The sequence below is a fragment of the Epilithonimonas hispanica genome, assembly GCF_003385395.1.
GTDB classification, from domain to species: domain Bacteria; phylum Bacteroidota; class Bacteroidia; order Flavobacteriales; family Weeksellaceae; genus Epilithonimonas; species Epilithonimonas hispanica.
Genome location: NZ_QNUG01000007.1, coordinates 32,274 through 58,368 on the forward strand (window position 1 = coordinate 32,274; position 26,095 = coordinate 58,368).

A 26,095-nucleotide genomic window follows, 5' to 3' on the forward strand; every position below is an offset into this window, starting at 1 on the left:
ACTTCAAACAACTAATGAGTTTAGACATACAAATTTTAAATCAACATTCAGATTTTTTGGAATCGCTTCTTCATTCTTTTTTGAACGAAGAGAGAAAAATCGCTCTTCAGAAATTTGAAGAGAAAGGTTTTCCGACCAAAAAAGATGAAGAATACAAATACACGAATCTGAAGGAAATTACGGAAAAAGATTACAATTTTTTCCCTTCAGAAGCTCATCATATTACCAAAGAGCAGTTGGACGAATTGCATCTTGGAAAAGAACATTTTGACTGGATTGTGTTCATTAACGGGAAACTTCACAAAGAATATTCTAACATTTCTATTGAAAATGCAGAATTCCTGACTTTGAATGAAGCTCTGAATGATTCAGCGAAAAAAGAAACTTTCAATCAATATTTCAATACAATTGCAAGCAAAGATTTAGCTTTCACAAATTTGAATCTAGCTTATTTCAATGAAGGATTTTTCTTGAAAGTTCCGAAAAACATCGTCATCGAAAAACCGATTCACGTTTTTTATATCTCTGACAGTCAAGAAGAAAACACCTTCTATAACACAAGAAATCTTCTGATTGTGGAAGCTGGCGCAAAAGTAGAAGTGATTGAAAGTCATCATAATTTTGATGAATCTTTCGTTTTCACCAACTCTGTGACGGAGATTTTCACTTATCAAAATGCAAAAGCAGATTGGCACAAATTGCAGAACGACAGTGACACTTCCTACCTCGTAGACCACACATTTGCGAAGCAGGAAAGAGATAGTTTAACGACAGTGAACACCTTCTCTTTTGGAGGGAAATTAGTTCGTAACAATCTGGATTTCATTCACAACGGAGAGAATATCAACTCGTTTATGAACGGAATCACGATTATCGGAAAAGACCAATTGGTAGACCACCACACAGCGGTTCATCACAACACGCCAAACTGCGAATCTTACCAGAATTACAAAGGAATCTACAAAGACAAATCGCACGGTGTTTTCAACGGAAAAGTGTTTGTGAACAAGATTGCTCAGAAAACCAACGCTTATCAGCAGAATAATAACATTTTGTTGGACGAAGGCGCAACGATTGATACAAAACCTCAGCTGGAGATTTTCGCAGATGATGTAAAATGTTCGCACGGTTGTACCGTTGGACAGCTGAACGAGGACGCGATGTTCTACCTTAGAGCTCGTGGAATTTCCAAGAAAGAAGCAAGAGCATTGTTGCTTTACGCTTTCGCCAACGATGCGATGCAAAACATCGATATCGAGCCACTCAAAGTAAAAGTTTCCAAACTTCTGGCAGAAAAACTGGAAGTCAATATGGAATTCTAAATAAATCAAATCGCATCTATCAGGTGCGATTTTTTTGTTATTATTTGGGCGCCTTAATCCGCCTTCCGTTCCCAATCTTTTCACTCCACTTCGTTGCGTAAAAAGGATTTCCACTCAAGTCGGGGCGCGGATTCAGCTTCTTTTGAAATATTTGTCGTTAAATTGTAAATTTGAACATCACAACAATTATATTTTAACACAAATGAACTACGAAAAATTACAATTCAACCTCAACGCTTATAAAGAAACCGGCGAAATCCTAGACGGCGCAAGGTTCCTCATTCACGAATTCGAATTGGATGATGAAAACTTTTTAGGATTCGGTTTCCGGGAAGAATTAGAAAAGAACTCGATTTTATTGACTGCTAATGGAGAAATCGGAGATAGGCAGGAAGTTTTGATTCCGAGAAATATTTTCGATTTTGATTTGACTTTGGTTCTCAATATGCTCGCTCACGAGATGTTGCACGTTCGTCAGAAATCGTCAAAGATGATGATTATGGATAAGAATGAACGTGAATGGCAAGCTTACTACGAAATGTTATTTCATACCAATTTTCCGCAGATTCCAGAACTTTCTGATTATTACAAAAACTTCTTTGGTGAAAAAGCTTTGATTTATTATGGAAGAATGGGCGAAGGAAGTGAACTTCAATTAAAATATTTGGAACAAAAACTTGAAGTTGAAAAGCTTTTGCAAGACATTAAAAATAAAACGATTTAATATGAAGAGAATTTTATTATTAATACTGATAAATATATACAACTACTCTTTTTCTCAAAATCTGAAACAAGATTCTATCATAGAAAAATACACAAAAAAATGTGCTTATCAATTTCATTATTTGGCGCAAGGTTGGGAAGATTGTATCAATGAAGGAATAAAAGCAGATTCAACAATTGCCATTTTTTGGCATCATAAAGCGCTTCCACTTTGGAAAACAAGAAAATATGAACTGGCTTTGAAAAGTTATGATAAAGCCGTTTTATACGACAGAAAAGAATATCTGGGAAGAAGAGGTTTCCTAAAATGTATTTTCTCCAAAACTATTCGAAATGCTTTAAAAGATTTGGATGATGCAACAAAAGAATTCGGAGACGGAATTCAGAATGACCACTCTTATGATTTTTATAAATCGCTCTGTTACTTACAATTAAATCAATATGATGATGCCTTAAAACTGATGCAAATCGAAATTGAGAAGACAAAAAAACAAAGTGGAGAAGATTGGGTCTCGCCTCTTTGTTATTTCTATACAGGTGTTATCTATTACGAAAAACGAGATTACAAAAAAGCGGTCGAAGAATTTGATAAAGCTTTGAAACGTTATCCCAATTTTTCAGATGCTGAATATTACAAAGCTCTGAATCAATACAAAATCGATAAAGATTATACAAAGTATCTTGAAAGTGCAAGGCTGGCAAAAAAAGATTTTGATAAAGGTTTGACTTTTACCGAGGGCGATTCTCCTTATGAAAAATATCCTTATCAGGTCAATTGGTATATGATAAATCTGGATTAATATGAAAAAAGTATTCTATCTTTTATTAATGATTTCGGGAATTATTAATGCGCAAAAACTGAGGATTACGTATTCTGCGAAGTGCAAAACGGATTTGAATTTGGAAAAAATCAATCCTCAAATAATGGTTTTAGATTTTGTTGATAATAAATCTATTTTCAGAGAAATGATTGACCGAGATGGAGATTCTCTAAAAATCAATAATGGTTCTCCTATGAACAGCACTGGATTTGAAAATCAATATTATGTCAAAAAGAATTTGGCAAAGGAGAGAACAGAAAAAATCATTACTAATTCTGAAAATAATTTCCTTCTTCCTATTGATGAAAAACTGAATTGGAAAATTTTATCCGACAAGAAAAAGATTGCTGGGTATAATGCTCAAAAAGCAACTGTAAATTATGGTGGTAGAGAATGGACAGCTTGGTTTACTTCTGAAATTCCTATCAATGATGGTCCATATGTCTTTTGTGGTTTGCCTGGATTAATCATTTCGATTGAAGATAATAAAACAGAATATGTTTTCAACCTTATCGAAACCAAGAAAAACTGCGGAGAATTATATGATGCTAGAAAGCAATTGATTGACATTGATTGGAATCAATTTGAGCAATTAGCTATAAATTATTATGACAATCCTAACCGAGAAATGGAGCAAAAAATAAAATCAAATAAAGTTTTTATTACTGACGCAAAAGGAAATCGAATAGATTTGAATATCAAACAAATGAATGAAGAACGCCAAGATTATATTCGAAAAAATAACAATCCTATTGAATTAAACCATAAAATTAATTATCAATAAAAGACATTACAATGACAAAACCTGAAATATCTTGGCAAGATTTTGAGAAAATCGACATTAGAGTCGGAACAATTATTTCCGTTGATAATTTTGAAAAAGCCAGAAATCCTTCTTATCAATTGGAAATCGATTTTGGAGATTTAGGCATCAGAAAATCATCTGCTCAAATCACAACTTTATATTCGAAAGAAGATTTGGTAGGAAAACAAATTCTTGCTGTTGTAAATTTCCCAAAGAAACAAATCGCCAACTTCTTCAGTGAATGTCTTGTTCTTGGGGTTTATGGAGAAAATAAAAGTGATGTAACTTTGCTAAGTCCAAGCTTGCCTGTGAAAAACGGATTGGAAGTTGGGTGAAATCAGTTAAATCAAAAATTTATTTGATATAAGTTTTCACTTCATCAAGAATATTGAAAATCAATTCCATTGGTAAATCTTCTTCCATATTCAAAAGCAAGATTTTGAACTTCTTCCTACCTTCAGATAATAGTTCGGGGTAATCCAACCTATCGCCGTGATAAAAGCTGAGATAATGTTTTTGATGTTGTTTGCTATAATAGAAATAGCAGAGCATTTTCTTTTTGTATTTCAAAAAAGGAAGTCCAAAGCTGAAAGTCTCGGTAATCAGTTCATCAGAGTTCAGAATCTTTTCTCGGATAAATAGAAGTGCACTTCTCGCAGGTTCGTCAATTCGATAAAAATATTCCTGAATGGGATTCATCAATCAAAATTCTGAAGCTCAACCAACTTTCTATAAGTTCCGTCTTTGTCCATCAATTCCTGATGAGAACCTTGTTCTACAATATCACCTTTTTCCATCACAACAATATGGTCAGCTTTCTGAATCGTGGATAATCTATGCGCAATAACCAGAGAAGTTCTGTTTTGCATCATCTTTTCCAACGCATCTTGAACATATCTTTCGGACTCTGTATCCAAAGCAGAAGTTGCTTCGTCGAGAATCATAATTGGTGGATTTTTCAGAACTGCTCTTGCGATGGAAACACGTTGTTTTTGTCCGCCTGAAAGTTTGTTTCCATCATCTCCGATATTGGTATGATAGCCTTCAGGAAGTTGTGAAATAAAATCGTGAGCATTAGCAATTTTTGCTGCTTCTATGACTTGTTCTTCCGTTGCATCAGGATTCCCCATCAAGATATTGTTATAAACCGAATCGTTGAACAAAACAGATTCCTGAGTTACCATTCCCAGAAGTTTACGATAATCCGTCAGCTTTAGGTTTTTTATGTTATGTCCGTCAATCAGGATTTCGCCTTCGGAAACGTCATAGAATCTTGCTAATAGATTGGCAATCGTTGTTTTTCCACTTCCGGATTGTCCAACCAAAGCAACCGTTTTGCCTTTATGTAAATCGATGGAGAAATTCTTAAGAATCAAATTAGATTTTTCATAATAGAATCCAATATTTTTGAATTCAATTTTATCTTTTAATTCAGAAATTGGTGTTGGATTTGGAACTTCGTCAACTTTTAAATCGTAATCCAAAACTTCTGAAACTCTTTCCAAACTCGCCATTCCTCCTTGGATATTGGAAACGGCATTCGACAAACGTTTTGCTGGGTCCAAAATTTGAAAGAAAACCGCAATAAAAGCAAGGAAAGTTGCAGGGTCACGATTGGTTCCATTAATGATTTCTGTTCCAGCATACCAAGTAATCAGCAACATCGTCACGGAACCAAGAAACTCACTCATTGGAGAAGCCAATTCTCGCCTTCTACTCATTGAAATGGCGTGATGTTGCCATTGATTTGTGGTTTTATTAAAACGATTTTTCAGAATTTTATCCGCATTGAAAATCTTGATTACTTTTGAAGATTTTAAAGTTTCATCAACCAAAGAGAAGAGATTACCTAATTCTTCCTGAGCATTTTTAGCCTGCTTTTTCAAACTTTTCCCAACCCAAGAGATAATCCAACCCATAATTGGGAAAACGATTAATGAAAATAAAGTCAATTTTGGAGAAAGAAGAAACAACGCTGTCAATGACGAAAGAATCATAAAAGGCGAGTTCACAATGTCCACCAAAGAACCCATAATTCCACTTTCTACACCACCGATATCATTGGAGATTCTGGACATCATATCGCCTTTTCTCTGTTCTGTGAAGAAAGAAACAGGTAATTTCAGAAACTTGTCGTACATCGCAGTTCTCAAGTCTCTTGTAATTCCAACTCGGTAATTCACCAACAAGTAAGAACCAATGTAACGGAAAATATTCCTCAATAAAAAAGCAAAAGCCGTCATACAGCAAAGAATCGCCAAAACTTTGATTCCGCCGTGTTCATCGATATTTATCTGAATTGTATAATAAGCCCAATCTTTCACATAAGCGAAATAATCTGCCAATCTACCATTCCAAATCGGTGCTCTTGTAGTGTCGATTTCATCAGAAGTTCCGAACATTATGCTCAAAATTGGAAGCAAAGTTCCTATGGAAAAGATTTGCAAAAGCGAGTAAAGAATGTTAAAAAACATACTTCCCCAAAGGTATTTTTGATGTGGTTTTGCAAAACCTAAAATTCGTTGGTATGGTTTCATTAAGAAAAATTGAAAGGCAAAAATACGGAAAATAAATAGCTTGCAATAGATGAAAGAAAATAGATGAAAGATAAAAGACTAACAATCATTATATTTTATCTATAAATACTTTTTTTCCTACTACTTATTAAGACGTTAGAAATCGTATTTTATCTTATCGTTATACTTCGGCTGGAAGTTTTTGGTATTGAATTTTTCAATCGTCTTAGCAAAATTATTGATGATGTTTGTCAAATTATCAGCATCTACAATATTAATATCGTCATTCACAGCGTGATAATGAAAAGCCTTGTTCATATCAACGGTTGAAATCGAATGTGCTATGATTTTTCTTTTAACAAAATTCACATTGTCAGACCTGTAGAATAATTGCTGACCTTGATATGGGTCTGGATAAACTTTCAAACCGTTAACTGCATTAGCATTAATTAATTCATCAAAATCAGAAAATTCATCACCAGTCATAAAAACTGCATTCTTCCCGAACTGAGATTCTGTCGCCAACATTTCGAAATTAAAAAGCGCTTTGATATTATTGAAAACAGGCGTTAAATTTTGATTTTCAGACAAAGCTTTTGAACCAATCAATCCAATTTCTTCTGCATTGAAGGCCATAAAAACCATTGAAAAATCTGTTTTTTTATCTTTAAAATAATCAGCCAAACCAATCACTGTGGAAACTCCACTCGCATCGTCATCTGCTCCGTTGTAGATATTATCACCTTCTTTGTTATTCGTTCCAATATGGTCAAAATGTGCTGAAAAAGCCAAACTCTGTTCAGATTTTCCTTTTTTGATTCCGCAAACGTTGTAACCTTTTTGTCCTTTGTACTCGAAAGGAACGAGATAAGAATCTCCGAAGCAGTAATCCAGATTATTTTTTTTGAATTCCTGAGCGATATATTCTGCGGATTTATCATTTTCTGGCGTTCCGAATTTTCTGCCTTTCATCTCATCAGAAGCTAATGCTGAAACGATACCGACAACTCTTTCTTTGGAAATATTCTGCGCAAAAGACAGAAACGATTGAGCAATTAAAACAATGGAGATAACTTTTTTCATAGTTAGATTGATTTATTATAAAATAATAAGTACGACAAGCTAGCATTTTGTTACTAATCTTCTAAATATAAAGATAATATTGTTATAAATAAAAAACAGCCTCCAAAATGGAAGCTGTTCTCACTCAAAAAAATCGTCGTAAGCCTATCGAAGTCTGTCTACAGATTTTACGAGCCTTTCATCTTTTCTGATGTAGATGTTTGCCAAAAGCAGACAAATAATAGAAATCAATGAAAAAATTGGCTCAATACCCTTCTCAGGAAACTGAATTCCTCCGGATAAATTGAGTAGCCAGTAAGTCAAAAGACCAACCAACAAAGCGTTTATAATGATGCTGATGTTATTCAGCAAAATTTGTCTCTTACGGTTTTTGAAACTGAATAAGCTCAAAAGTCCAATTACAATTAACAAAACTGTTGAAATATTAATGGTAAGATTTCCACCAAAAATATCAAAATCCTGAGCTGTTAGATTCAGGAAAACGGCTCCTAAAACTGCTAAAAATATCCAGACTGTTTGTATTCTTTGTAACATTCTTATTATAAATCCTTTATAAAAAAGGTTAAAATCGATTACAAAAATAAAATAATTTTTGCTTAATTCAAAAATTAATGTAGATTTGCATTGTAATCACTCATTTAAAAATGATAACCGCCTGGTTTTCATTCTTACTTTACAAAAATAAATTTACTTTTTTACGTATAATATGTTTAATATTGAAACGCTAAGGTCAAAATCCGATGAGGAATTGATCAAACTTTCTAAAGATTTAGGCGTTAATTTGGCTAAGAAAAGCTCTCCAGAAGATACTGTCTTTGCAATTCTAGATTATCAGGCTTCAAACCCCAAAGTAATCAAGGATTATCTAAACGCTAATCAAGAGAATATGACGAAAAACACAGAAGAAAACTCTGGAGAAAAAGCTCCTATTAAAAAAAGAGGAAGAAAACCTGCTGAAAAACCAAAACAAGAGGCAGAAGTTCCTACCATAGAGACTGTTGTATCAGAAGCTCCTACAACTGTTGAAACTCCAGTGGTAGCAGAAGAGATTAAGAAACCAAATCCTCCCAAGAAAAAACAACCAAGAACTAGAGTTACACCAACTGAAAATAAAGAGCAAAGTCCTATTGAGGTACCTCTTGAAACAGTTCCAGTTTCTGAAACAACTCCTAAGATTGACGAAAAACCTGAGGACACCAAACCTCAACAAAGACAGCCTCAACAGCAAAACAATCGTCAACAGCAACAAAAGGCCAATAATAATAGAGGTCAACAAAAAACACAAAATCCTAACACTCCTCAGAACAACAATCAAAAAGAACAATCTGAAAATCAGCCTGAGCAGGCTCCGAAAAAAGATTTCACCTTTGATGGATTGATTACAATAGAAGGTGTTTTGGAAATTCTTCCGGACAATTACGGATTCCTACGATCTTCGGATTTCAGTTATATTTCTTCTCCAGATGATGTTTATGTTTCTACGAATCAAATCAGAAATTATGGTTTGAAAACGGGAGATACCGTAAAAGGATTCGTGAGATTACCAAAAGAAGGCGAAAAATATTTTTCACTTCTTAAACCAACAGAAGTTAACGGAAGAGATTTAGCATTCATCAAAGACAGAGTTGCTTTCGAATATCTTACCCCACTTTTTCCTCAGGAAAAATTTAATCTAGCAGGAAAAGGATCAACACTTTCTACAAGAATCGTAGATCTTTTTGCACCAATAGGAAAAGGACAAAGAGCAATGATTGTCGCACAGCCGAAAACCGGTAAAACAATTTTGCTTAAAGATATTGCCAACGCAATTTCTGCCAATCACCCGGAAGCTTATATGATGGTTCTTTTAATCGATGAAAGACCTGAAGAAGTAACCGATATGCAGAGAAGTGTAAATGCAGAAGTTATCGCTTCTACTTTTGACGAAGCTGCGGATAAACACGTCAAAGTAGCGAACTTAGTATTATCAAAAGCTCAGAGAATGGTAGAATGTGGACACGATGTTGTGATTCTATTGGACTCAATTACGAGATTGGCGAGAGCCTATAATACTGTAACTCCAGCCTCGGGTAAAATCCTTTCTGGTGGTGTTGATGCTAATGCACTTCACAGACCAAAACGTTTCTTCGGAGCAGCGAGAAAAATCGAAAATGGAGGTTCTTTGACAATTATCGCAACAGCTTTGATTGATACAGGTTCTAAAATGGACGAAGTGATCTTCGAAGAGTTCAAAGGAACTGGAAATATGGAATTACAATTAGACAGAAAAATTGCCAATAAGCGTATTTATCCAGCTGTAGATTTGGTATCATCCAGTACAAGAAGAGATGACCTTCTTCTAGATGAGGCAACGCAGCAGCGTATGTGGATTATGAGAAAATATCTAGCAGATATGAATCCTCTTGAAGCGATGGAGTTTGTACAGAAACAGATTAAAGGGACAAGAAATAATGAAGAATTTTTGATGTCTATGAATAGATAATTATTTCCCCAATATTATATAACATAAAACCGAGTCAGAAATGATTCGGTTTTTTTTTATTTTTAATATAAAATTCATTAAGCTACAAAAACATCTTCAATATCTTGCTTTCGACTAAGAACAGAATGAGCATAAGAGCAATGAGCTTTGATAGTCCAACGATTTTTCCTTGCAAATTCTACAGATTTATCGACTAATTTTTTCGCTAATCCTTGACCTTCAAATTTTGGAAAAACCATCACATAACTTACAATTAACTTTTTGTTCTCAGGAACAATAGTATAAGTTAATCTACCAACTTCTTCCTCTTGGTTTTTCATTGTTATAAATCCGCCGTTTCCTGATTTTCTGTTTTCGAAGACTAACTCCATAAGATTTTTGTTTCCAGAAAGATAGCGAAAAATATTCCAAAAATTATCAAATCCAAAAACTGAATCTATAATATTTTGGTTTCAAAAAATTTAAACAAAATTGCGATAAGAAATGCTAGGATTATTAGAACTATATTTCGATTGTTTTTTTCTGATTTAAAAAGATTCGAAATTATTACTTTCACTTTTTTGTAATCAAACACCATGATGATTAGAATTAAAACCTGATAATAAATAGCCGAATTCAAAGCTATTATATCATAAACATAATTCTGAATAATGATATTTGAAAGAATTATTGTTAACAAAATACATCCGAAAATCCTTGTCCGATTCATCAATAAACAAATGCCGCCTAAAACTTCAAACACACCAATAATAATTGGATAAGCCAACGAATAAGAATAAAACGTCCACATTAATTTGTGACCTTCTGATAAATTAGGATTATCAGCGCCGTCAAAACGTTGAAATTGAAGTGGTTTAGCTAGTCCATAAACAATCATTGAACCAGCAACGATAAAGATAATTACCCAATAAAAGAGATAGCTAAGATTTTCTCTTGAGATTTTCATTAATTCAGAAAAAAATTATCTTACAGGCGTTCGGAATTCTCCATAACCAATCAAACAATCAAAGTTTCTACCAAATGGTGTATAATATAAAAAGGCTTGATAGAGATTCTCTGTCTGCCAAAAATTCCCATTGACTTCGCCGTAATTCAGTTTTCCATCAGAACCTTTTGTCGCAATTATGTAACTGTAAAAACCTTGTTTCAAATAGATTTTTGCGATATACTTTTGCGCTTTCTCATCATATTGCATTTGGCTTTTAGCATCAGCTTTATAATCATTAAACATTCCCAAGACATATAATTCCTTGTCCGATTTTTGACTGTCTAGAGCAAAATAAACCCAAGAATAATCGGCTTCTCTATCTGCATTTCTTTCGATTCCCAAATCATTTCTTCGGAAATAATAAGCGCCATTTACATCAGGTTGATATTGATAATCTCCTGGATAAGCCCAAACGGGATGAAGATAAGTGTAATTTCTACCATCAATATTTTCCGTATTGGCAACCATATCCATCGCCTGATTCATAATCTTGTTATCGAAATAATAAAACTCATTATTACCTGGAAAAGCCAATCCTAACTGTTGAAAAAGCAGTTGATTGCCTAAAGTAGAACTAGGACGCAGATTTTTAAGCGCAATTCCCCAATTATTATTCTGAATCACACTTAACGATAATGACGAAAGATTATTAGTAATTCCTGCACCATTTCCGATAGCTTGTATTTCTAACCGTTGTTTCAGATTGGGATTTTTTGCATCAATGAATCTGGTAACATTAATCCCAAGATTGGCTCCGTCTTCGTAAATAGAAAATCTTTTCTTAAATAACGGTTTGTCCTGAGAATCTTTGTAAACGATAATCTCATAATTTCCAGAGATTTTTGGCTGAATTTTCTCATTCGGAAAAGTCAATTCGTAGTGCGTATATTTTTGATAAGTATTGAAAGAATACTGAAACTGGTCAATCAAAGCATTCATACTTCCATTGGCATATTCTGTAAAGAAAAGTCCATCTTCTTCCCAATTTCTATTATAGTGTTTGTAAGTGTAACGATAGAGCTGGCTAGAGTTTGACAAATCATCAAATCTTAAAATAAGTTGCTCGCCTTGTGCAATAACAGCTGTCTCATCATTAGTTTTTGGATTAAAAACTTGTATACCACTGATTTCTTGAGCCAAAGTAAATGAACTTAAAAAAATAAAAAATAGTCTAAATAACTTCATATCGCTAAGTTAATGTTTTATATTTTTACATCTAAATTAAAAAGAATGTTGCACGTAAAATCCTTTGCATTTAATCCATTTTCTGAGAATACATACATCATTTATAACGATGAAAAGGAAGCTTTTCTTATTGATCCGGGAAATATGCCCGAAGCTGAAACGGAAACTTTACATAATTTCATCAAAACGAACGAACTTAAAATCAAAAATATTCTTTTGACGCACGCTCATATCGATCATATTATTGGCTTGCAATGGGCTTATGATACATTTGATGTTCCGGTTTTAATTCATCTAGATGAAGTGGAGATATTGGAAAGAGCAACTTTCACAGCTAAGAATTACGGTTTCTTCTTCCCCGCTTTCAACGGAAAAACTGAATATATAAAAGAAGGAGAACAATTGAAATTAGGTTCAGACGTTTTTGAAATCTATGATGTTCCAGGACATTCGCCGGGAAGTATTGCTTTTTATAATCAAAATAACGGATTTGTAATTTCCGGTGATGCACTTTTTATGATGAGCATTGGTAGAACCGATCTTCACAAAGGCGATTCTAATCAATTGATTTCAAGCATTAAAAATAAATTATTGGTTTTGCCAGAAAACACCAAAGTTTACAGCGGACACGGAGAACCAACATCGATTGGTTTTGAAAAAGAATACAATCCTTTTTTGAAATAAATTATTCTAAAAACAAGGCTTATGCAAATTGCATAGCCTTGATGGTTTGTAACCTTGTCTTTTCGGGTTGAGACTATGCCTTGTTTTATTTTTTCAGGAGATTTTCTATGAGTTTGTTTTGAGATTCGATGAGTTTTGTAATTTGTTCTTGGTTTTTAAGAATATTATCGACAAGTTCAGGCGATTGCATATTCACTGTTTGAGCATAATTAAAGATATGATGTGATACACTTGAATCCTTAAAAATATTATTTGACACTATTCCCGTAGTTTCCTCTAACAGTTCTTTCATATCTACATTATGAAACTCACTAAGCTTTAACAAATTATCAGAACTTGGTTTAGCTTGGTCTGCTTCCCATTTGTTATAAGCGGATTGGGATATGCCCAGCATATCTGCAATCTGGGATTGGGACATCTTCTTATCATCTCTTAATTTTCTAAGTTTTGTACCTAGTGTTGCCATAATGTGTAAAATAATCACTAAAGTAATAAAAAATATTCCTAAAGTTGTTACTATTTAATTTTTTTAGGAATACTTTAGTTAAAATATTTTTTTTACTTTAAAACAAAAAACCAAGCAAGATGAAAAAACTACTACATCTGAGAATCATAGCGATGACTGTGCTTCTGCTGCTCTTTGCCTGCCGGCAGGAGATCACAACTATTGATGACCACAACAGCAGGCGGGAACAGGAGTTCTTCCGGAACAACGCAAACCCAGCCTCCAGGAACTTTGGCCAGATCGCCGGGCATATCACAAATCTCAGGGAAATCAATTCCAAAACAGAATTTATTTCAAAACTATCCGACAAAGCCGGGCTCCCGAAATGGGGCTTCTCTATGACCACAGCCATCGGCACACCAGGCAAGAGCGGAAGAACAGGAGATGCGGATGTCCTGATCATCCCAATGCAGGAGGATGATGACAGCTATCTCTCATCCCTGCTGTACGTGGAAAGACCGGAGTCTGATAATCCCATCATCTATACCGTTACCAATCTTGAGCTTTATGACTTTGTCCATAACAGTAATATCAATGCTGAGATCCGGGAACAGATCCTTTCGACCTTCCTTTATTTTGACAAAGAGGTGTATGATAACAAGGACTTTGCCCATCTGCCGGCAGATCTGTACGCAGAGATGCCGCTGAAGGAAGGAGAAACCTCAAAAAGCTTCATGATTACTTCGACAGAAAGCACAGATCCGCAGGGATTGCATTATAATACGATCTGTGTTGTCAACAATCACTGTACAAGAACCTATGTATGTGATTATGGAAGCAATTGCGACCACTGTCTCAAAGAATGCGAAAGTGTTAATTGCTATACGGCGGGCGGCGGAGGCTATGAAGGCCCCGGAACAGATGGCCCTGGCGATACAGGCAATCCCGGCGAGGGCAATGGGGGCGGTACAGGCAGCGGAGAGTGCAACCGAGGCGGCTGGTACAGGATTATACCTCCGAACGGCTGTGGCGGTGGTGGCGATGTTGAAACACCTTGTCAAAATATTAATAATAAACAAAAAGACACAAAATACGCTGAAAAATATAATGCATTAAACCAAAGCAATATTTTTTCTATGAACAGGGAAAGAGGTTTTTTCGAAAGACAGTCTCCACCTTCTAATAATTTAGGCTCTACTTTTATTCAACTTGATGGGCCTGAAGGTAGCTCTGGTTTAGGTCTTCCGGATAATATTAGTGGTATTGTAGGGCTTTTGCATTCTCATAATGATGAAAATGGAGTGATTAAAATCTTTTCACCAACAGATGTGAGAACATTTATTAATCATTTTTTGCCTCAAGCTAACAGTTATCTGGGTAGTTATGGCCAAGCTTATACCACAGTAGTAACATCCTTTGGAAGTTATACATTGCAATTTACAGAAGGAACACATCCAGGTGGTATCAATTATAATACCTGGGAGCAATGGAATACTTGGTATAAAGAAAAATATGAACAATTAATTAAAAATGAAAATCTAACTAAGGCAAATGTTGAAAAAGTATTTACACAATTTTTGAAAGAGGTAGTAAATATTAATGGGCTCGAAGTTTATAGAGTAACCAAAAATACCGCTGTAAGACTGGAATATAATGGAAAAGATAATCCAGTTAAAGAAACTCCTTGCCCAGTAATAACACCATAAAAAATACAATTATGAAAAATATAATCTTATTTTTAGTGTTTGCAATCTCAATGTCTTGCAATGCACAAACGTATCCGCTGAGAACTTATATAGATATGCCTGAGAATGCTTATCTTAAGGACACTAATAACGAACTTCCAACTTATGAAGGGACTTGGTTTGGAAGTTGGAACAATAAAACTATTTATATTACTTTAAAAAAAGTAACAAATAAATATAATTCAATATTGAAGTATTATGAAGATTTATTAATTGGTAAATTTAAAGTCATCAATAATACCGGAGCTGTCTTATTTGACAATACGAGTATTTCTGATGATAAAGCAAAAATAGAAGGAGGGAGTTTTAAAAAATCAGATGGTAAATATTTGTTTAGTTATTTAGATATGGATTTATGTGCCAGAAACGGATATGGAACAATTCAGTTTACAGATACCACAAAAACAAAACTGGAATGGAAATTTTCTGAAGGAGAAGTTATGATAGATACGGATTGCTTCTATTACGGACAGACTTGGCCAGAGCCTCTGCCAAAATCAATTATTCTAACAAAACAATAAAATTAAAGCCTCAGAAAATGAGGCTTTATTCAAAATTATGAAAATAAAAATCTTAATATTATTGGTATTTGTAATTCAATTATTCCAATCCCAGAATATTGAAAAAATTGAATTTGAACACTCTAACTCCATTATAACTGGCAAAGGAATAAAGATAACGATTGCCCCAATCAGAAATAATACAAAAGGTAAAGCAAAGCTCGCTATAAATAAAGATGGCGAAGAATATACCTTAAGAATCTCTAGAGAAAAATTTGTCAACATATCCAATGCTATACAAAAAATTAAAAACGATACTATTGCTGTTTTAGATTCATATTTTGATGTTTCATCCAGTAGCATAACAACCAATGATAACCAACAAAATAAGAAATCTTATTATGCAACTCATTTAACAAAAAATTCTCAATATTGCGAAAAACAAAAAGATTTTTGGTATGCCGCAAAATTAATAATTGAAGCGGCAAAATTAAGAATGGAAGATTTAATAGGCTATTGATAGATAAAAAAACGCTTCCAATTCCGGAAGCGTTTCTATTTTTAATCCAGATGAACTTCTGATAAAACCGGTCCAGAAGAAACCAATTCCAGAGCTTCATCATTATCTGTAAACTGTTCAAAATACTTGATATATCTTGCAGCCAAATCTTTAGCTTTCACTTCCCAATCAGAATTATTCTCATAAGTATTTCTTGGATCAAGGATATTGTCTGAAACATTTGGTAATGCAACCGGGAATTCCAAATTCATTACCGGAACTTTATTAGTCTCTGCTTTATCAATACTTCCGTCAATGATTGCATCGATAATCGCTCTAGTATCTTTCAGAGAAATTCTCTTCCCGGTTCCGTTCCAGCCAGTATTTACTAAATAGGCTTTTGCCCCGTGTTCCTTCATTTTCCCTATTAATGTTTTGGAATACATTGTTGGATGAAGTGTCAAAAATGCTTCTCCAAATGCCGGTGAAAAAGAAGGTGTCGGTTCTGTGATTCCCAATTCTGTTCCTGCTAATTTTGATGTATATCCGCAAAGGAAATGATACTGCGCTTGCTGGTCTGTCAAGATAGAAACTGGAGGTAAAACCCCAAATGCATCTGCTGACAAATAAATGATTTTACTCGCGTGACCAGCTTTGGAAGGCAGAACAATTTTACTGATATGATAAATTGGGTAGGAAACCCTTGTGTTTTCCGTAATCGAGCCGTCTGCATAATCTACGTTTCCTTCGTCGTCTGTAATTACATTTTCCAACAACGCATCTCTTCTAATTGCGCCGTAAATATCCGGTTCTTTTTCTTTACTAAGGTCAATCACTTTTGCATAACAACCACCTTCGTAATTGAAAACGCCATTATTATCCCAACCGTGCTCGTCATCACCAATCAAAAAACGTTTTGGGTCAGCAGAAAGCGTGGTTTTACCTGTTCCGGAAAGTCCGAAGAAAACCGCTACATCGCCTTCCTCTCCTACGTTTGCAGAACAATGCATAGAAGCCATTCCTTTCAGCGGAAGATAATAATTCATAATAGAGAACATCCCTTTCTTCATTTCTCCGCCGTACCAAGTTCCACCGATAATCTGCATTTTCTTGGTCAAATCGAACATTACAAACACTTCAGAATTCAGTCCGTGTTGTTCCCAATTGGGGTTTACAGATTCGGAAGAATTGATGACTACAAAATCCGGTTCTCCATAATTTTGAAGGTCATAATGAGAAGGACGAATGAACATATTCATCACAAAATGAGCCTGCCACGCCACTTTTGTTACGAATCTTACTTTTAGTCTTGTATCCTCGTTAGAACCACAAAATGTATCGATAACATAGATTCTGTCGTCGGAAAGGTCTTTGGTTACAATGTCTTTTAATTCATCAAAAACTTCGACTGTAGTTGGACGATTGATGTTCCCGTCCCACCAAATCGTATCCTGAGTGATATTGTCTTTTACAATATATCTGTCTTTCGGAGACCTGCCAGTAAAAATTCCTGTTTTTACAGCCACAGCTCCCGACTTTGTCAGAACGCCTTTAGCAAATCCGGAATTATTTGGATCCATCTCTGCTTGGAAAATTTCTTCGTAAGTGGGATTATGAATAATCTCTTTTGGATTAAAAATACCTTGACGTTCAAGATAAGATTTTAGCTTGTCCATTTTTAATTTTTTTGAAGATTAAGGGTGTTGTGACAAATGTAAAAATATCAACGAATTATCAATGCATTTATAAACTGACATTCATCAGTTTAAATAAAATTTATAATTAATTGATAATCAACTGATTAAATCTTTCCAGGAAAATATTTTGGAAAAACCACGCTGTTTGAAATAGTCTTGATAATCTCCAAATTTGGATGCAAGAACGAAATCTCCTCCCCAAGCTCCCAAACTTTTGACAAAACTTGGACAATCTTGGAAATATTTTTCTTTCACCGTTGGAGTTGCGAGAAAATCGGACAGTTTTTGCTCGTGAATTGTCATTAATTCTGAAAATTCTTCCAAATTCTGACTATTGACGATTTTTTTGGTTAATGCAGAATAATCATTGATTAATTCCGTTGAAGTCGGCTTGGATCTGTAATGAGAAATTCCTTCTCTTGTATCTTGCTTTTGATTGAGATGAATAAAGATTAATTCATCTTTGAAATTCGGTTGAAAATCAATTGCTTCATAAATTCTTTCAGGAAAACGACTGTAAAGAACTGCAGATTTTTCTTTGGCAACAGCAACGTCATAACCACTTCCTCCTAAACTGATTTCATTAAGAATAAAAGGATCGATATTTGCCCATTCTGCAAGATTGTTCATCAAGGTAGAACTGCTTCCTAATCCAAAGTCTGAAGGAAACTGAAGATTGGTTTTGATGTGATAAGAAGTATCGCTTTTCAGTTTGATTTCAGAAAGATTCTGAACATTTTTGAGCGTTTTAAGAATGAATTCTGAAGCTTTGGAATCGTTAGTTTCAAGGATTTTCCAATTTTTATAATCAATTGTAGCCTTTAACCATAATTGATTTTGATGATATGCTTCCCAAAAAATCAATGACTTCCGGTCTTCATTCTCTGTATAAAAAAGCTCTTGTCCCAGCTTTGTTGGAATAGCTAGAACAAGAGCGCCATCAACAGCAACATATTCTGAGGTAAGCATTAACTTGCCCGGTGAAAATATCCTGCTCATTTGTTGATTATTTATATTGCAGACGCAACACTTACTTCAGGATTAATTTTTTTAATCAAACCTTGAAGTGTTTTCCCCGGTCCAACTTCTATAAAATTAGTTGCTCCGTCTTTTATCATATTCTGCACACTTTGAGTCCATTTTACAGGACCAGTCAACTGAGCAATCAAATTTTTCTTGATTTCCTCTGGATCAGAAACTGCGGTAGTTGTGATGTTCTGGTAAACCGGAATTGTTGCTTTACGGAATTTGGTTTTCTCTATCGCTGCAGCCAATCTCTCTTGAGCAGGCATCATCAATGGTGAATGGAAAGCGCCATTTACAGGTAGTAATAAAGCTCTTTTTGCACCAGCCGCTTTCAAAGCTTCACAAGCTTTTTCAACAGCAACTGTTTCTCCAGAGATTACCAATTGTCCTGGACAGTTGTAGTTCGCAGGAACAACGATTCCTTCGATTTCCGCACAGATTTCTTCAACTTTTGCATCTTCCAAACCAAGAATTGCAGCCATAGAACTTGGATTAATATCGCAAGCCATTTGCATTGCTTGTGCTCTTTCGGAAACCAATTTCAATCCGTCTTCGAAAGATAAAACGCCGTTAGCAACCAAAGCGGAAAATTCTCCTAAAGAATGTCCAGCAACCATTTCTGCGCCCAAACCGTTCGCTACTTTTACAGCAGCAACTGAATGTAGGAAAATAGCAGGCTGAGTTACGCTGGTTTTTTTAAGGTCTTCGTCTGTTCCGTTGAACATTACGGAAACAATATCAAAACCAAGAATATCATTGGCAGAATCCATCAGGTCTTTCACGTCTTTTCGGGAATCGTAAAGTTCTTTTCCCATCCCGACAAACTGTGAACCCTGCCCAGGAAATACAAGTGCTTTCATATATTTATAAATGATAATTGATGAATGATAAATGATGATTCATCAATGTTTTAAATTTTATTTTATCTCTAATGTCAAAGCGAATCCTGAATCAGTTATCATCCATCACTTATCAACTATAATTATTGCATCAATCTCACCACTCTGTAACCATTATTGATGTAAGCACCATTTGGTTTTGTCCTTACAAACTCGAATTTTGTAGCTAACTGTGTTTGAGATTTACCGATTTGTTTGAAAATTTCTCCTTTTTTGTTTTCTCTCGTCAGCATATCATTCATCACATCAAAACCGATTACGGCATATTTTGAAGGCGTTTTACAATATTTGCCTTTGTAAGCCGCAAGAATTTCTTTTTCAAAATCGCCGTCATAATTGATTTTTCTATCCATTAGATAAACCAGACTTGCTTTTGAAAGATCGTCTACATTTTTTTCAAAACTAGGACTATAGAACATACTGAACGCTTTTACGCCCTGTGTTTGTTTTCCAAGTGCAATCACTTTTGATGCAAATGCTGCACCTGCCGATTCGTCATCATCAGCCAAAATCGCAATCACAGGGACCGATTGTCCCGTCATCATATTGTTTTCCAGCTGAATTTCTGATGAGGAATTAACAATAACAACATTAGGTTTTGACAATGATTTTTCTAAACCCGCTTTAATTGCATTGGCGTTTGCTTTGGAATTATCTGCAACGATATAGATTTTTTGATCCTGATAAACCTGACCAACTTCTTTCACAATTCTGTCTGAATAAACCGAATTCTCTGTTTCGATGATAATCAAATTGCTGTAATCAAAAAGGTCTTCGGAGTTAGCAAATGGTGCAACCACGGGAATCTTTTTGTCATTCACAAATCGAAGAACTTCAAGAACATTTGATTTGAAAAACGGGCCAACAATCAAATCTGTATTATCTGGATTGATTTGAGAAAGGCTGTTTTTGAAAGTCGTTTCGTTTCCCGCATCCACAACTTTGATGTCTAGTTTTTGTCCGTTGGTTGCATTCCTTTCAGCAGCTAATTTCGCACCTGTCAAAAAATCAATAGACATTGTTCTGTACTTTGCATCGTTGGCATCGTATCCGAAAGGCAACATCAAAACCACGCTCAAAACATCCCCGTTTTTCTTAGAATACGTCGGATCTTGCTTCTTGATTTTCAAAGTCATCCCGGCTTTCAAACCATCAGAAAGATTTGGATTAAGGCTAATCAACTGGTCAAGCGTAACATTAAATCTGTTCATAATACTGAACATTGTGTCGCCACTTTGAACCGTATAAGTCACATAATCATCTTCTGAAGAACTCACATTTGAAGATGTTTTCGCAGGCTCAGAAACTGTTGTCTGAGTTGTCGTTTTTGTAACCGGAGCCGAAGTTGTATTGCTTTGAGAATTATCTTCAACCTTGATAGAATTAGAAGAACTTGCTGCAGAATCATATCCCGAAACTCTGATGGCTTCACCCGGTTTCAAACCTGTGGTTTCCAATCCCGGATTCAAAGCGAATAACTGCTTTTGAGTCAGGTTGAATTGTCTCGAGATTTTATAATAATTATCTTTTGCCTGAACAACGTATAAACCTTTGTCGGAAGAAGTGGTTTCAGTTTTAGTTACTGTTTTTACTTCCGCAGGTTTTTCCGTCGTAGTCGTTGTTGTCGTTTGAACAACTGTTGCAGGTGCAGAACCTCCAAATTTCTGAATAGTATCTAATGGCAAAGTAATTTTGTCACCGATTTTCATATGAGAATCCAATTCAGGATTCAGTTTTCTAAGGTCTGCCTCAGAAATTTGATACTGTTTTGTAATTCCGTAGATGGTTTGCTTTGGCTGTAAAGTAATGGTTCCTGTTTTACCTGTTTTAGCTACAGAAGTTGTAGTAACAGGCGTTGAAGCTGAAGCCGTAGGTTTTGAACTTCCACTTTTTGAAACCACAATTACGTCACCAATTTTAAGACCGCCTTCTTTTTTAGAAGGATTCAATTGATACAATTCATCAATCGTGATACCATATTGTTTAGAAATCCCGTAAGGCGTTTCCTTTGGTGCAACAGTGTGGGTTTTCTGTGCCGAAAGCCCTAAAAAGCCGATAAGTCCTGATAAAATGAAAATCTTTTTAACCATCCTTTTTTTATATTGCTACAAAAATAATGCTTTCAGATTAAATGGAAGAACATTTTTGTTTCAAAACAAATCGGAATGTGTTCCCGTCCTCAATAAAGTAATGAGACGAACTTCTTCATCTTTATCCCATATCAAAAGCCAATCTGGCTGTATATGACATTCCCAAAGTCCATTGTATTTACCGGAAAGTTTATGTGGCTTGAATTTTGGAGGGAGATTTCCAGATTTTTCAAGAAGAAGTGCAACATCCTTTAAAAGACTTTCTTTCAAGCCTCTTTTTAAAGCTTTTTTGAAATCTTTTTGAAATTTTCTGGATGCTACAATTTTATACATCAGCTTTTGAGTTTTTCAAATAACTCATCAACACTGTCTGCTTTTATAATCCCGACACCCAACCGTACATCCTTTATGACCTTCTCAGTCTCGGTATTATAGCGTGGTTTTTCATCTTCTGAAATTACAACGCCTTTTTCTTTTTCGGACAGAAGCTTTGCCATTTCAAAAATTAATTTTCCGGCTTTTGTACGTTTGTTAATAGTAATAGTCGTCATATTAAAATCTTTTGTTTCACAAATATACAACATTTAAGCACCCGTTTTCTAAATGATATTTTTCAGATTAAATGGAAGAAATTATCAATTCCGATTTTTGAACATCCATCTGTTGATAACTGTCGGCAATCCATTGTTTGCCAAAATCTGCGTAGAACACGCTGAAATTGAATACTCTTTCCTGCCAAGTCCCGCCCGGATGAACTTTCAAAAATAAATTCTGCATCTGATCAAACTTCTCCGATTGTTTTATTTTCTCCGCTTTCAGAAGGCGTTTTTGCATTCTTTTAAAAGATTTCAATTGCCGTGTTTCTTCTGCTTTTACAAGATTGACAAATGATTTGTCCGTGAGTTCAGCTTTAGCTTTTATCTCCGAAAAGGAATCAATCAAGTTTTGTTCCTTCTGTTTAAGAAGAGATTTGATTTCGCTGTTGTCTAATATTTTTTGATTGATGACTTCTGCAAAATTTCCGAAGAAATCTTTTATACTCAATCCTGCTTTCTCTATTTTTCCCATCGTTTTTTGTTCCAGAAATAACATCGAGTTTCTCGGAATCAAAAGGGGGAAAGGAAGATTAATGGATTCGAAATAATCTTTGAGTTCTATCCAGTACATAATTTCTGCGTTTCCGCCAACGTAAGCCAGATTCGGCATAATCGTTTCCTGGTATGCAGGACGAAGAACTGCGTTAGGACTGAATTTCTCTGGATTATTTTCCAACTCTGCTAGAATTTCTTCCTGAGAAAACTTCAAATCGGTGTCTATTATGAAGTAATCATCGTTGATTTTCTCGATTCGATTTCTGGTTTCTGTTAGATAAAATAGATTAATTTCTCTCGGATTGACTTGAACTTTGCCATAATTATCTTCGAGAAATTGTCTTTGCTTTTTAGTGGTTTCGAAAAGTTGATTGGATAATAATTCTTTTCTGAAAATATCTTTGACCTGATTTTTCAGTTCTTTTTCATTTCCATCAATTGTCAATAATCCGTAATCCGAAAACAATTGATTCACCAAATATCGAATCGCTTGTGTATGCGTTTTTCCTTTTTGATAAGCTTTTTTAATCCAAAGAATCAACTCAGTTCCGTAAAGATGATCTTTGAATTCTTTCTCAAACTCCTGAATAAAAAAAGTATCATCGATTTTGATATTTCCAACATCGCCGCCAGCACTCCCTTTGATTTCGTAATAATGTTCACGCGTTTTGAAATGATTGATTTCATCGAAATCGTGGTCTTCCGTCGCCATCCAAAAAACGGGAACAAAATTATGTTCTGGGAAATTGGATTTCAAGAACTCTGCAGTTTTGATGGTCTGCAAAATTTTATAAACAAAAAAAACCGGACCTGTAAACAAGTTTAGCTGATGCCCAGTTGTAATGGTAAACGTATTCTTATCTTTCAAAGAAAGGAGAAATTCCAATTGTTTCGGAGACATCTGCTCTTCCTGATTCTGAGAAAAAATCGTGTTGTAAAGAATTTCTCTTTTGTTATCAGAATAAGAATTTTGTTTTTCTGTAATCTGATTTTTGAAGTTCTCCAAGTCAAAAATTTTTTCTTGAAATCCTTCCAGATTTTTTTTCAGAAAGTCTTTTACCAATTTTGGAATGCTGTCTATATTTTCGAAACCGATGGTCATTTGGTTGATTCTTTTTAAATTTTTAAACGCAAGGTTCGCAAAGTTTTTTTTAACAACTAACTGTTTTAAGATACGCAAAGGCGTTTCACTCAGCAAAATTTTGATTTATTTACAAATGTTGTTTTTATACTGTAACTACAGCCCGACTTATCTCACATTTATTTATTTTTTTATCTGAATCGATGAATCTCGTTCCTAGATTTGCGTGGACATTTCGACAAGCTCAGTGTGACAAATTTTGACTGGAAGGCGGATAAAGCTGCCATAATTATTCTCACAAAATTAGTGGAAAAGATACCAAACTACGCCCAAATTCAATCGAAAATCATAAATAGGGTAATTTGGTGCCGTGAACGACTTGTTTTGCATAAAAGTCTGATTGATATGCTGACCTTCTACATAAAAGAACATTCTTTTCACTTTCATATTAATATAAATATCCGCAATCGGTTGTCCACCAATTGAATACGCGTTTGTTCCAGGTAAAATATATTCATTAAGAATTGGTGAATATTCCCTTGAAGCAAACTTGGTGAAGTAATATAATTTAACACCTGCTTGGATTTCTGCTGCTTTTTTGAATGCCGGAGCTTGATAATATAAATTAACCCGACCAATGAAATCTGGCATCGGTAGAAGATTATCATTCGTCAAAGCTTTTTGAAATAATACTCTTCCGTTCAAATGAAATCTACTATAGTTAGCGGTTGCTTCACCACCAATCTGAGAAATATTGAGCGAAGATGAACTCTGCCGTGGCTTAGCTGAATTATCAAAATAAGTGTAATTATCGATCCTGTAATAATCTACAAACAATTGTGTGTTGAACCATTTTGCCAATTTCAAAGTTCCACCGATTTGGGTTACGGCTTCGTTATTTGGATTTTGCAGATAATAGTTATAATTGAGATAATGCGAAGAATTCACTAGATAATTGAAACTCGGGTAAGCTGACTGAAAATTAACTCGTCCTTCTAGCAAATAATCTTTGATTGGTTCAAAAACTAACTGATTGGTTGTTTTGATGTAATCTCCAAATTCGGAACCTTTGGAAATTTCTAAGAAAGATTTCAGTTGGATTTTGTCTAATAATTTGATTTGTAAATTACCAACCGCTCCAATTCTCTGCTCTTTGAACGAACCAGGAATTCCTAAAATTGGATAAGCATTTTTGTTACCAAAATTCAATGACTGATGACGAAATCCTGCATCTAGCTTAAATTTTTCGTTATCCCAAACTAGACTAATTGTGTTACTTAGATTATTGGATACTTTTTTGCTTCCAAGAGGAAATCCTGTGATATCTGCACCTCCAAAGAAATCTACATTTGTTGATGTTTCCGAGAAATAATATTTGTTACCTTGATGAAAAATTGTATGCCTTAGCTTAAAAGGATATTTTGCTGGGTCAAAAGGAGAAAATTCTTGACTGAAATAATACCGCCTATAACCATACCTAGATTCTACTCCGGACAAGTTGGTTTCAACGTTTTGTCTATTGTTTAAGTCGGAATCACCACTAAGGAAGGCATCGATATCTGCCACTCCACCATTTTCTTGATTGTTGACATTCTGATGGATATAATGTGCATAAGCCTCATATTTTCCATTTTTAGAAGTATAATGACCGCTGAAAATTGTATTATTACTAGATGCTAAACTATTAGTATAAAGACCTTGCGATCTAAGTCCCATATACTCTATAGCAAAGTTGAAATTCTTCCCAACATTTTGCGTATAAGTTGTTTGGAGCTGCCCGCCATTTTTCATAGCATTATTATAGAAGAATGTCGTGGTTGGGGTTTTTACATCATAATAATTGATATCATTTTCACCTATGATGTAAAAGGATTTGTTTTCAGGAAGAAGACTTAAATTTTGTTCGGTATTTTTTTCATACATCAGATTTTGGAATCCGGAGCCAATGTTAGATGACTGAATTTTTCCAAAATTATCTTGCTTATTATATTGAGTTACCACATAAGACCTCTCAATTGTAAATGTTGTATCGTAGATTTTCTTTTCAGAAAATCTTTTTTTCACTTGGTAATCATTGATTGTAGGCTTATAAATCTCCAATGAATCTTTTTCTCCCGAATCTACTTTAATTGTATCGGAGGAAATTTTATTGAAGTCAGTTTTGTTTATCTGTTGTCCATTAATAAAAATATTAAAAATGAATGACAGGAATAATAAATATTTCATCAAGGAAATTTGTCTACAAAAATACTAATTATACTGAAATAAAAAACCCCGCAAGATGCGGGGCTTAATTATATAAACTAATGTTGATTATTTTTTGATAACCTTTGCATTTTCCAACACTTCCGTCAGCATAAATCGCTTGAGAATTAGAAACATCGAGGTATTGTTTTTCACATTATAAAGCCCT

Annotated in this window: 26 protein-coding genes; 10 read left to right on the forward strand and 16 right to left on the reverse strand. The window is 34.6% G+C overall.

Annotation, left to right across the window (positions count from 1 at the left end):
* Nucleotides 1-14: 14 nt before the first annotated feature.
* The 5 genes from sufD to DRF58_RS04340 all read left to right on the forward strand — a co-directional run bounded on the left by sufD (nt 15) and on the right by DRF58_RS04340 (nt 4,006).
* Nucleotides 15-1,322, forward strand: coding sequence for a Fe-S cluster assembly protein SufD (gene sufD / locus DRF58_RS04320; protein ID WP_116033295.1), 1,308 nt, complete (start codon nt 15-17; stop codon nt 1,320-1,322).
* A gap of 202 nt (nt 1,323-1,524) precedes the next feature.
* Nucleotides 1,525-2,046: a hypothetical protein gene (locus DRF58_RS04325; protein WP_116033298.1), complete on the forward strand. Its 522-nt coding sequence runs from the start codon at nt 1,525-1,527 to the stop codon at nt 2,044-2,046.
* Between the two features lies 1 nt (nt 2,047).
* Nucleotides 2,048-2,845, forward strand: coding sequence for a tetratricopeptide repeat protein (locus DRF58_RS04330; RefSeq protein WP_116033300.1), 798 nt, complete (start codon nt 2,048-2,050; stop codon nt 2,843-2,845).
* Between the two features lies 1 nt (nt 2,846).
* On the forward strand, nt 2,847-3,650 hold the full coding sequence (locus DRF58_RS04335; RefSeq protein WP_116033303.1) for a GLPGLI family protein: 804 nt from the start codon (nt 2,847-2,849) through the stop codon (nt 3,648-3,650).
* An 11-nt stretch (nt 3,651-3,661) separates the two neighbouring features.
* Nucleotides 3,662-4,006: a tRNA-binding protein gene (locus tag DRF58_RS04340; protein ID WP_116033306.1), complete on the forward strand. Its 345-nt coding sequence runs from the start codon at nt 3,662-3,664 to the stop codon at nt 4,004-4,006.
* Between the two features lie 19 nt (nt 4,007-4,025).
* Here DRF58_RS04340 and DRF58_RS04345 read toward each other — a convergent pair whose 3' ends face one another.
* The 4 genes from DRF58_RS04345 to DRF58_RS04360 form a co-directional block, all read right to left on the reverse strand.
* The gene (locus DRF58_RS04345) at nt 4,026-4,370 is read right to left on the reverse strand and encodes a DUF1801 domain-containing protein (protein ID WP_116033308.1); all 345 of its coding nucleotides are present in this window, start codon (nt 4,368-4,370) and stop codon (nt 4,026-4,028) included.
* Entirely contained in the window at nt 4,370-6,208 is a 1,839-nt protein-coding gene (locus DRF58_RS04350; protein ID WP_116033311.1) for an ABC transporter ATP-binding protein, read from the reverse strand. The genes DRF58_RS04345 and DRF58_RS04350 overlap by 1 nt, the downstream gene beginning before the upstream one ends.
* A gap of 135 nt (nt 6,209-6,343) precedes the next feature.
* Nucleotides 6,344-7,270 (reverse strand): M28 family peptidase, encoded by a 927-nt coding sequence (locus DRF58_RS04355; RefSeq protein WP_116033313.1) that lies wholly within the window; start codon nt 7,268-7,270, stop codon nt 6,344-6,346.
* A gap of 144 nt (nt 7,271-7,414) precedes the next feature.
* The gene (locus DRF58_RS04360) at nt 7,415-7,804 is read right to left on the reverse strand and encodes a DUF4293 family protein (RefSeq protein ID WP_116033316.1); all 390 of its coding nucleotides are present in this window, start codon (nt 7,802-7,804) and stop codon (nt 7,415-7,417) included.
* A gap of 172 nt (nt 7,805-7,976) precedes the next feature.
* Between DRF58_RS04360 and rho the strand changes: the two genes are divergently transcribed.
* Complete coding sequence (gene rho / locus DRF58_RS04365) at nt 7,977-9,752, forward strand: transcription termination factor Rho (protein WP_116033318.1); 1,776 nt, start codon at nt 7,977-7,979, stop codon at nt 9,750-9,752.
* A gap of 77 nt (nt 9,753-9,829) precedes the next feature.
* On the opposite strand, the gene DRF58_RS04370 is transcribed toward rho, so the two are convergent.
* From DRF58_RS04370 to DRF58_RS04380, 3 genes are all read right to left on the reverse strand, one after another.
* Nucleotides 9,830-10,123: a GNAT family N-acetyltransferase gene (locus DRF58_RS04370; protein ID WP_116033321.1), complete on the reverse strand. Its 294-nt coding sequence runs from the start codon at nt 10,121-10,123 to the stop codon at nt 9,830-9,832.
* 65 nt (nt 10,124-10,188) lie between these two features.
* Complete coding sequence (locus tag DRF58_RS04375; protein ID WP_116033323.1) at nt 10,189-10,698, reverse strand: hypothetical protein; 510 nt, start codon at nt 10,696-10,698, stop codon at nt 10,189-10,191.
* Nucleotides 10,699-10,713: 15 nt separating this feature from the next.
* Nucleotides 10,714-11,925, reverse strand: a complete 1,212-nt coding sequence (locus DRF58_RS04380; RefSeq protein WP_116033326.1) for a type IX secretion system plug protein — start codon at nt 11,923-11,925, stop codon at nt 10,714-10,716.
* A 45-nt stretch (nt 11,926-11,970) separates the two neighbouring features.
* On the opposite strand from DRF58_RS04380, the gene DRF58_RS04385 reads away from it, so the two are divergent.
* Nucleotides 11,971-12,609: an MBL fold metallo-hydrolase gene (locus DRF58_RS04385; protein WP_116033329.1), complete on the forward strand. Its 639-nt coding sequence runs from the start codon at nt 11,971-11,973 to the stop codon at nt 12,607-12,609.
* Between the two features lie 85 nt (nt 12,610-12,694).
* Here DRF58_RS04385 and DRF58_RS04390 read toward each other — a convergent pair whose 3' ends face one another.
* Complete coding sequence (locus tag DRF58_RS04390; RefSeq protein WP_116033331.1) at nt 12,695-13,075, reverse strand: helix-turn-helix domain-containing protein; 381 nt, start codon at nt 13,073-13,075, stop codon at nt 12,695-12,697.
* 119 nt (nt 13,076-13,194) lie between these two features.
* Between DRF58_RS04390 and DRF58_RS04395 the strand changes: the two genes are divergently transcribed.
* Genes DRF58_RS04395 through DRF58_RS04405 form a run of 3 tightly spaced genes read left to right on the forward strand, consistent with a single transcriptional unit; the run spans nt 13,195 to nt 15,819 of the window.
* A complete protein-coding gene (locus DRF58_RS04395) occupies nt 13,195-14,760 on the forward strand; it encodes a hypothetical protein (protein WP_123902356.1) in 1,566 nt (521 codons plus the stop codon).
* An 11-nt stretch (nt 14,761-14,771) separates the two neighbouring features.
* Entirely contained in the window at nt 14,772-15,320 is a 549-nt protein-coding gene (locus tag DRF58_RS04400) for a DUF6705 family protein (RefSeq protein ID WP_123902357.1), read from the forward strand.
* A gap of 37 nt (nt 15,321-15,357) precedes the next feature.
* A complete protein-coding gene (locus DRF58_RS04405) occupies nt 15,358-15,819 on the forward strand; it encodes a hypothetical protein (RefSeq protein WP_116033338.1) in 462 nt (153 codons plus the stop codon).
* A gap of 41 nt (nt 15,820-15,860) precedes the next feature.
* On the opposite strand, the gene pckA is transcribed toward DRF58_RS04405, so the two are convergent.
* The 8 genes from pckA to DRF58_RS04445 form a co-directional block, all read right to left on the reverse strand.
* Nucleotides 15,861-17,474: a phosphoenolpyruvate carboxykinase (ATP) gene (gene pckA, locus DRF58_RS04410; protein WP_116033339.1), complete on the reverse strand. Its 1,614-nt coding sequence runs from the start codon at nt 17,472-17,474 to the stop codon at nt 15,861-15,863.
* 117 nt (nt 17,475-17,591) lie between these two features.
* Nucleotides 17,592-18,494 carry a GYDIA family GHMP kinase gene (locus DRF58_RS04415; RefSeq protein WP_116033342.1) on the reverse strand — a complete coding sequence of 301 codons (903 nt, stop codon included), beginning with the start codon at nt 18,492-18,494 and terminating at the stop codon, nt 17,592-17,594.
* An 11-nt stretch (nt 18,495-18,505) separates the two neighbouring features.
* Nucleotides 18,506-19,381 carry an ACP S-malonyltransferase gene (gene fabD / locus DRF58_RS04420; RefSeq protein WP_116033345.1) on the reverse strand — a complete coding sequence of 292 codons (876 nt, stop codon included), beginning with the start codon at nt 19,379-19,381 and terminating at the stop codon, nt 18,506-18,508.
* Between the two features lie 122 nt (nt 19,382-19,503).
* Nucleotides 19,504-21,510 carry a LysM peptidoglycan-binding domain-containing protein gene (locus tag DRF58_RS04425; RefSeq protein WP_116033348.1) on the reverse strand — a complete coding sequence of 669 codons (2,007 nt, stop codon included), beginning with the start codon at nt 21,508-21,510 and terminating at the stop codon, nt 19,504-19,506.
* Nucleotides 21,511-21,570: 60 nt separating this feature from the next.
* Nucleotides 21,571-21,843, reverse strand: coding sequence for a type II toxin-antitoxin system RelE/ParE family toxin (locus DRF58_RS04430; RefSeq protein WP_116033351.1), 273 nt, complete (start codon nt 21,841-21,843; stop codon nt 21,571-21,573).
* Nucleotides 21,843-22,061 (reverse strand): hypothetical protein, encoded by a 219-nt coding sequence (locus DRF58_RS04435; RefSeq protein ID WP_123902358.1) that lies wholly within the window; start codon nt 22,059-22,061, stop codon nt 21,843-21,845. The genes DRF58_RS04430 and DRF58_RS04435 overlap by 1 nt, the downstream gene beginning before the upstream one ends.
* Nucleotides 22,062-22,128: 67 nt before the next feature.
* Nucleotides 22,129-23,703, reverse strand: a complete 1,575-nt coding sequence (gene bshC, locus DRF58_RS04440; protein ID WP_116033454.1) for a bacillithiol biosynthesis cysteine-adding enzyme BshC — start codon at nt 23,701-23,703, stop codon at nt 22,129-22,131.
* A gap of 282 nt (nt 23,704-23,985) precedes the next feature.
* The gene (locus DRF58_RS04445) at nt 23,986-25,908 is read right to left on the reverse strand and encodes a putative porin (RefSeq protein WP_116033356.1); all 1,923 of its coding nucleotides are present in this window, start codon (nt 25,906-25,908) and stop codon (nt 23,986-23,988) included.
* Nucleotides 25,909-26,095 lie beyond the last annotated feature (187 nt).

Coding starts and splice junctions, on each gene's coding strand:
- DRF58_RS04330 (WP_116033300.1), top strand. CDS start 2,048: ATGAAGAGAATTTTATTATTAATACTGATAAATATATACAACTACTCT.
- DRF58_RS04400 (WP_123902357.1), top strand. CDS start 14,772: ATGAAAAATATAATCTTATTTTTAGTGTTTGCAATCTCAATGTCTTGC.
- DRF58_RS04355 (WP_116033313.1), bottom strand. CDS start 7,270: ATGAAAAAAGTTATCTCCATTGTTTTAATTGCTCAATCGTTTCTGTCT.
- DRF58_RS04345 (WP_116033308.1), bottom strand. CDS start 4,370: ATGAATCCCATTCAGGAATATTTTTATCGAATTGACGAACCTGCGAGA.
- sufD (WP_116033295.1), top strand. CDS start 15: ATGAGTTTAGACATACAAATTTTAAATCAACATTCAGATTTTTTGGAA.
- DRF58_RS04390 (WP_116033331.1), bottom strand. CDS start 13,075: ATGGCAACACTAGGTACAAAACTTAGAAAATTAAGAGATGATAAGAAG.
- fabD (WP_116033345.1), bottom strand. CDS start 19,381: ATGAAAGCACTTGTATTTCCTGGGCAGGGTTCACAGTTTGTCGGGATG.
- DRF58_RS04325 (WP_116033298.1), top strand. CDS start 1,525: ATGAACTACGAAAAATTACAATTCAACCTCAACGCTTATAAAGAAACC.
- DRF58_RS04350 (WP_116033311.1), bottom strand. CDS start 6,208: ATGAAACCATACCAACGAATTTTAGGTTTTGCAAAACCACATCAAAAA.
- DRF58_RS04385 (WP_116033329.1), top strand. CDS start 11,971: ATGTTGCACGTAAAATCCTTTGCATTTAATCCATTTTCTGAGAATACA.
- DRF58_RS04430 (WP_116033351.1), bottom strand. CDS start 21,843: ATGTATAAAATTGTAGCATCCAGAAAATTTCAAAAAGATTTCAAAAAA.
- DRF58_RS04435 (WP_123902358.1), bottom strand. CDS start 22,061: ATGACGACTATTACTATTAACAAACGTACAAAAGCCGGAAAATTAATT.
- DRF58_RS04360 (WP_116033316.1), bottom strand. CDS start 7,804: ATGTTACAAAGAATACAAACAGTCTGGATATTTTTAGCAGTTTTAGGA.
- rho (WP_116033318.1), top strand. CDS start 7,977: ATGTTTAATATTGAAACGCTAAGGTCAAAATCCGATGAGGAATTGATC.
- DRF58_RS04415 (WP_116033342.1), bottom strand. CDS start 18,494: ATGAGCAGGATATTTTCACCGGGCAAGTTAATGCTTACCTCAGAATAT.
- DRF58_RS04405 (WP_116033338.1), top strand. CDS start 15,358: ATGAAAATAAAAATCTTAATATTATTGGTATTTGTAATTCAATTATTC.
- DRF58_RS04380 (WP_116033326.1), bottom strand. CDS start 11,925: ATGAAGTTATTTAGACTATTTTTTATTTTTTTAAGTTCATTTACTTTG.
- DRF58_RS04445 (WP_116033356.1), bottom strand. CDS start 25,908: ATGAAATATTTATTATTCCTGTCATTCATTTTTAATATTTTTATTAAT.
- pckA (WP_116033339.1), bottom strand. CDS start 17,474: ATGGACAAGCTAAAATCTTATCTTGAACGTCAAGGTATTTTTAATCCA.
- DRF58_RS04335 (WP_116033303.1), top strand. CDS start 2,847: ATGAAAAAAGTATTCTATCTTTTATTAATGATTTCGGGAATTATTAAT.
- bshC (WP_116033454.1), bottom strand. CDS start 23,703: ATGACCATCGGTTTCGAAAATATAGACAGCATTCCAAAATTGGTAAAA.
- DRF58_RS04340 (WP_116033306.1), top strand. CDS start 3,662: ATGACAAAACCTGAAATATCTTGGCAAGATTTTGAGAAAATCGACATT.
- DRF58_RS04425 (WP_116033348.1), bottom strand. CDS start 21,510: ATGGTTAAAAAGATTTTCATTTTATCAGGACTTATCGGCTTTTTAGGG.
- DRF58_RS04370 (WP_116033321.1), bottom strand. CDS start 10,123: ATGGAGTTAGTCTTCGAAAACAGAAAATCAGGAAACGGCGGATTTATA.
- DRF58_RS04375 (WP_116033323.1), bottom strand. CDS start 10,698: ATGAAAATCTCAAGAGAAAATCTTAGCTATCTCTTTTATTGGGTAATT.
- DRF58_RS04395 (WP_123902356.1), top strand. CDS start 13,195: ATGAAAAAACTACTACATCTGAGAATCATAGCGATGACTGTGCTTCTG.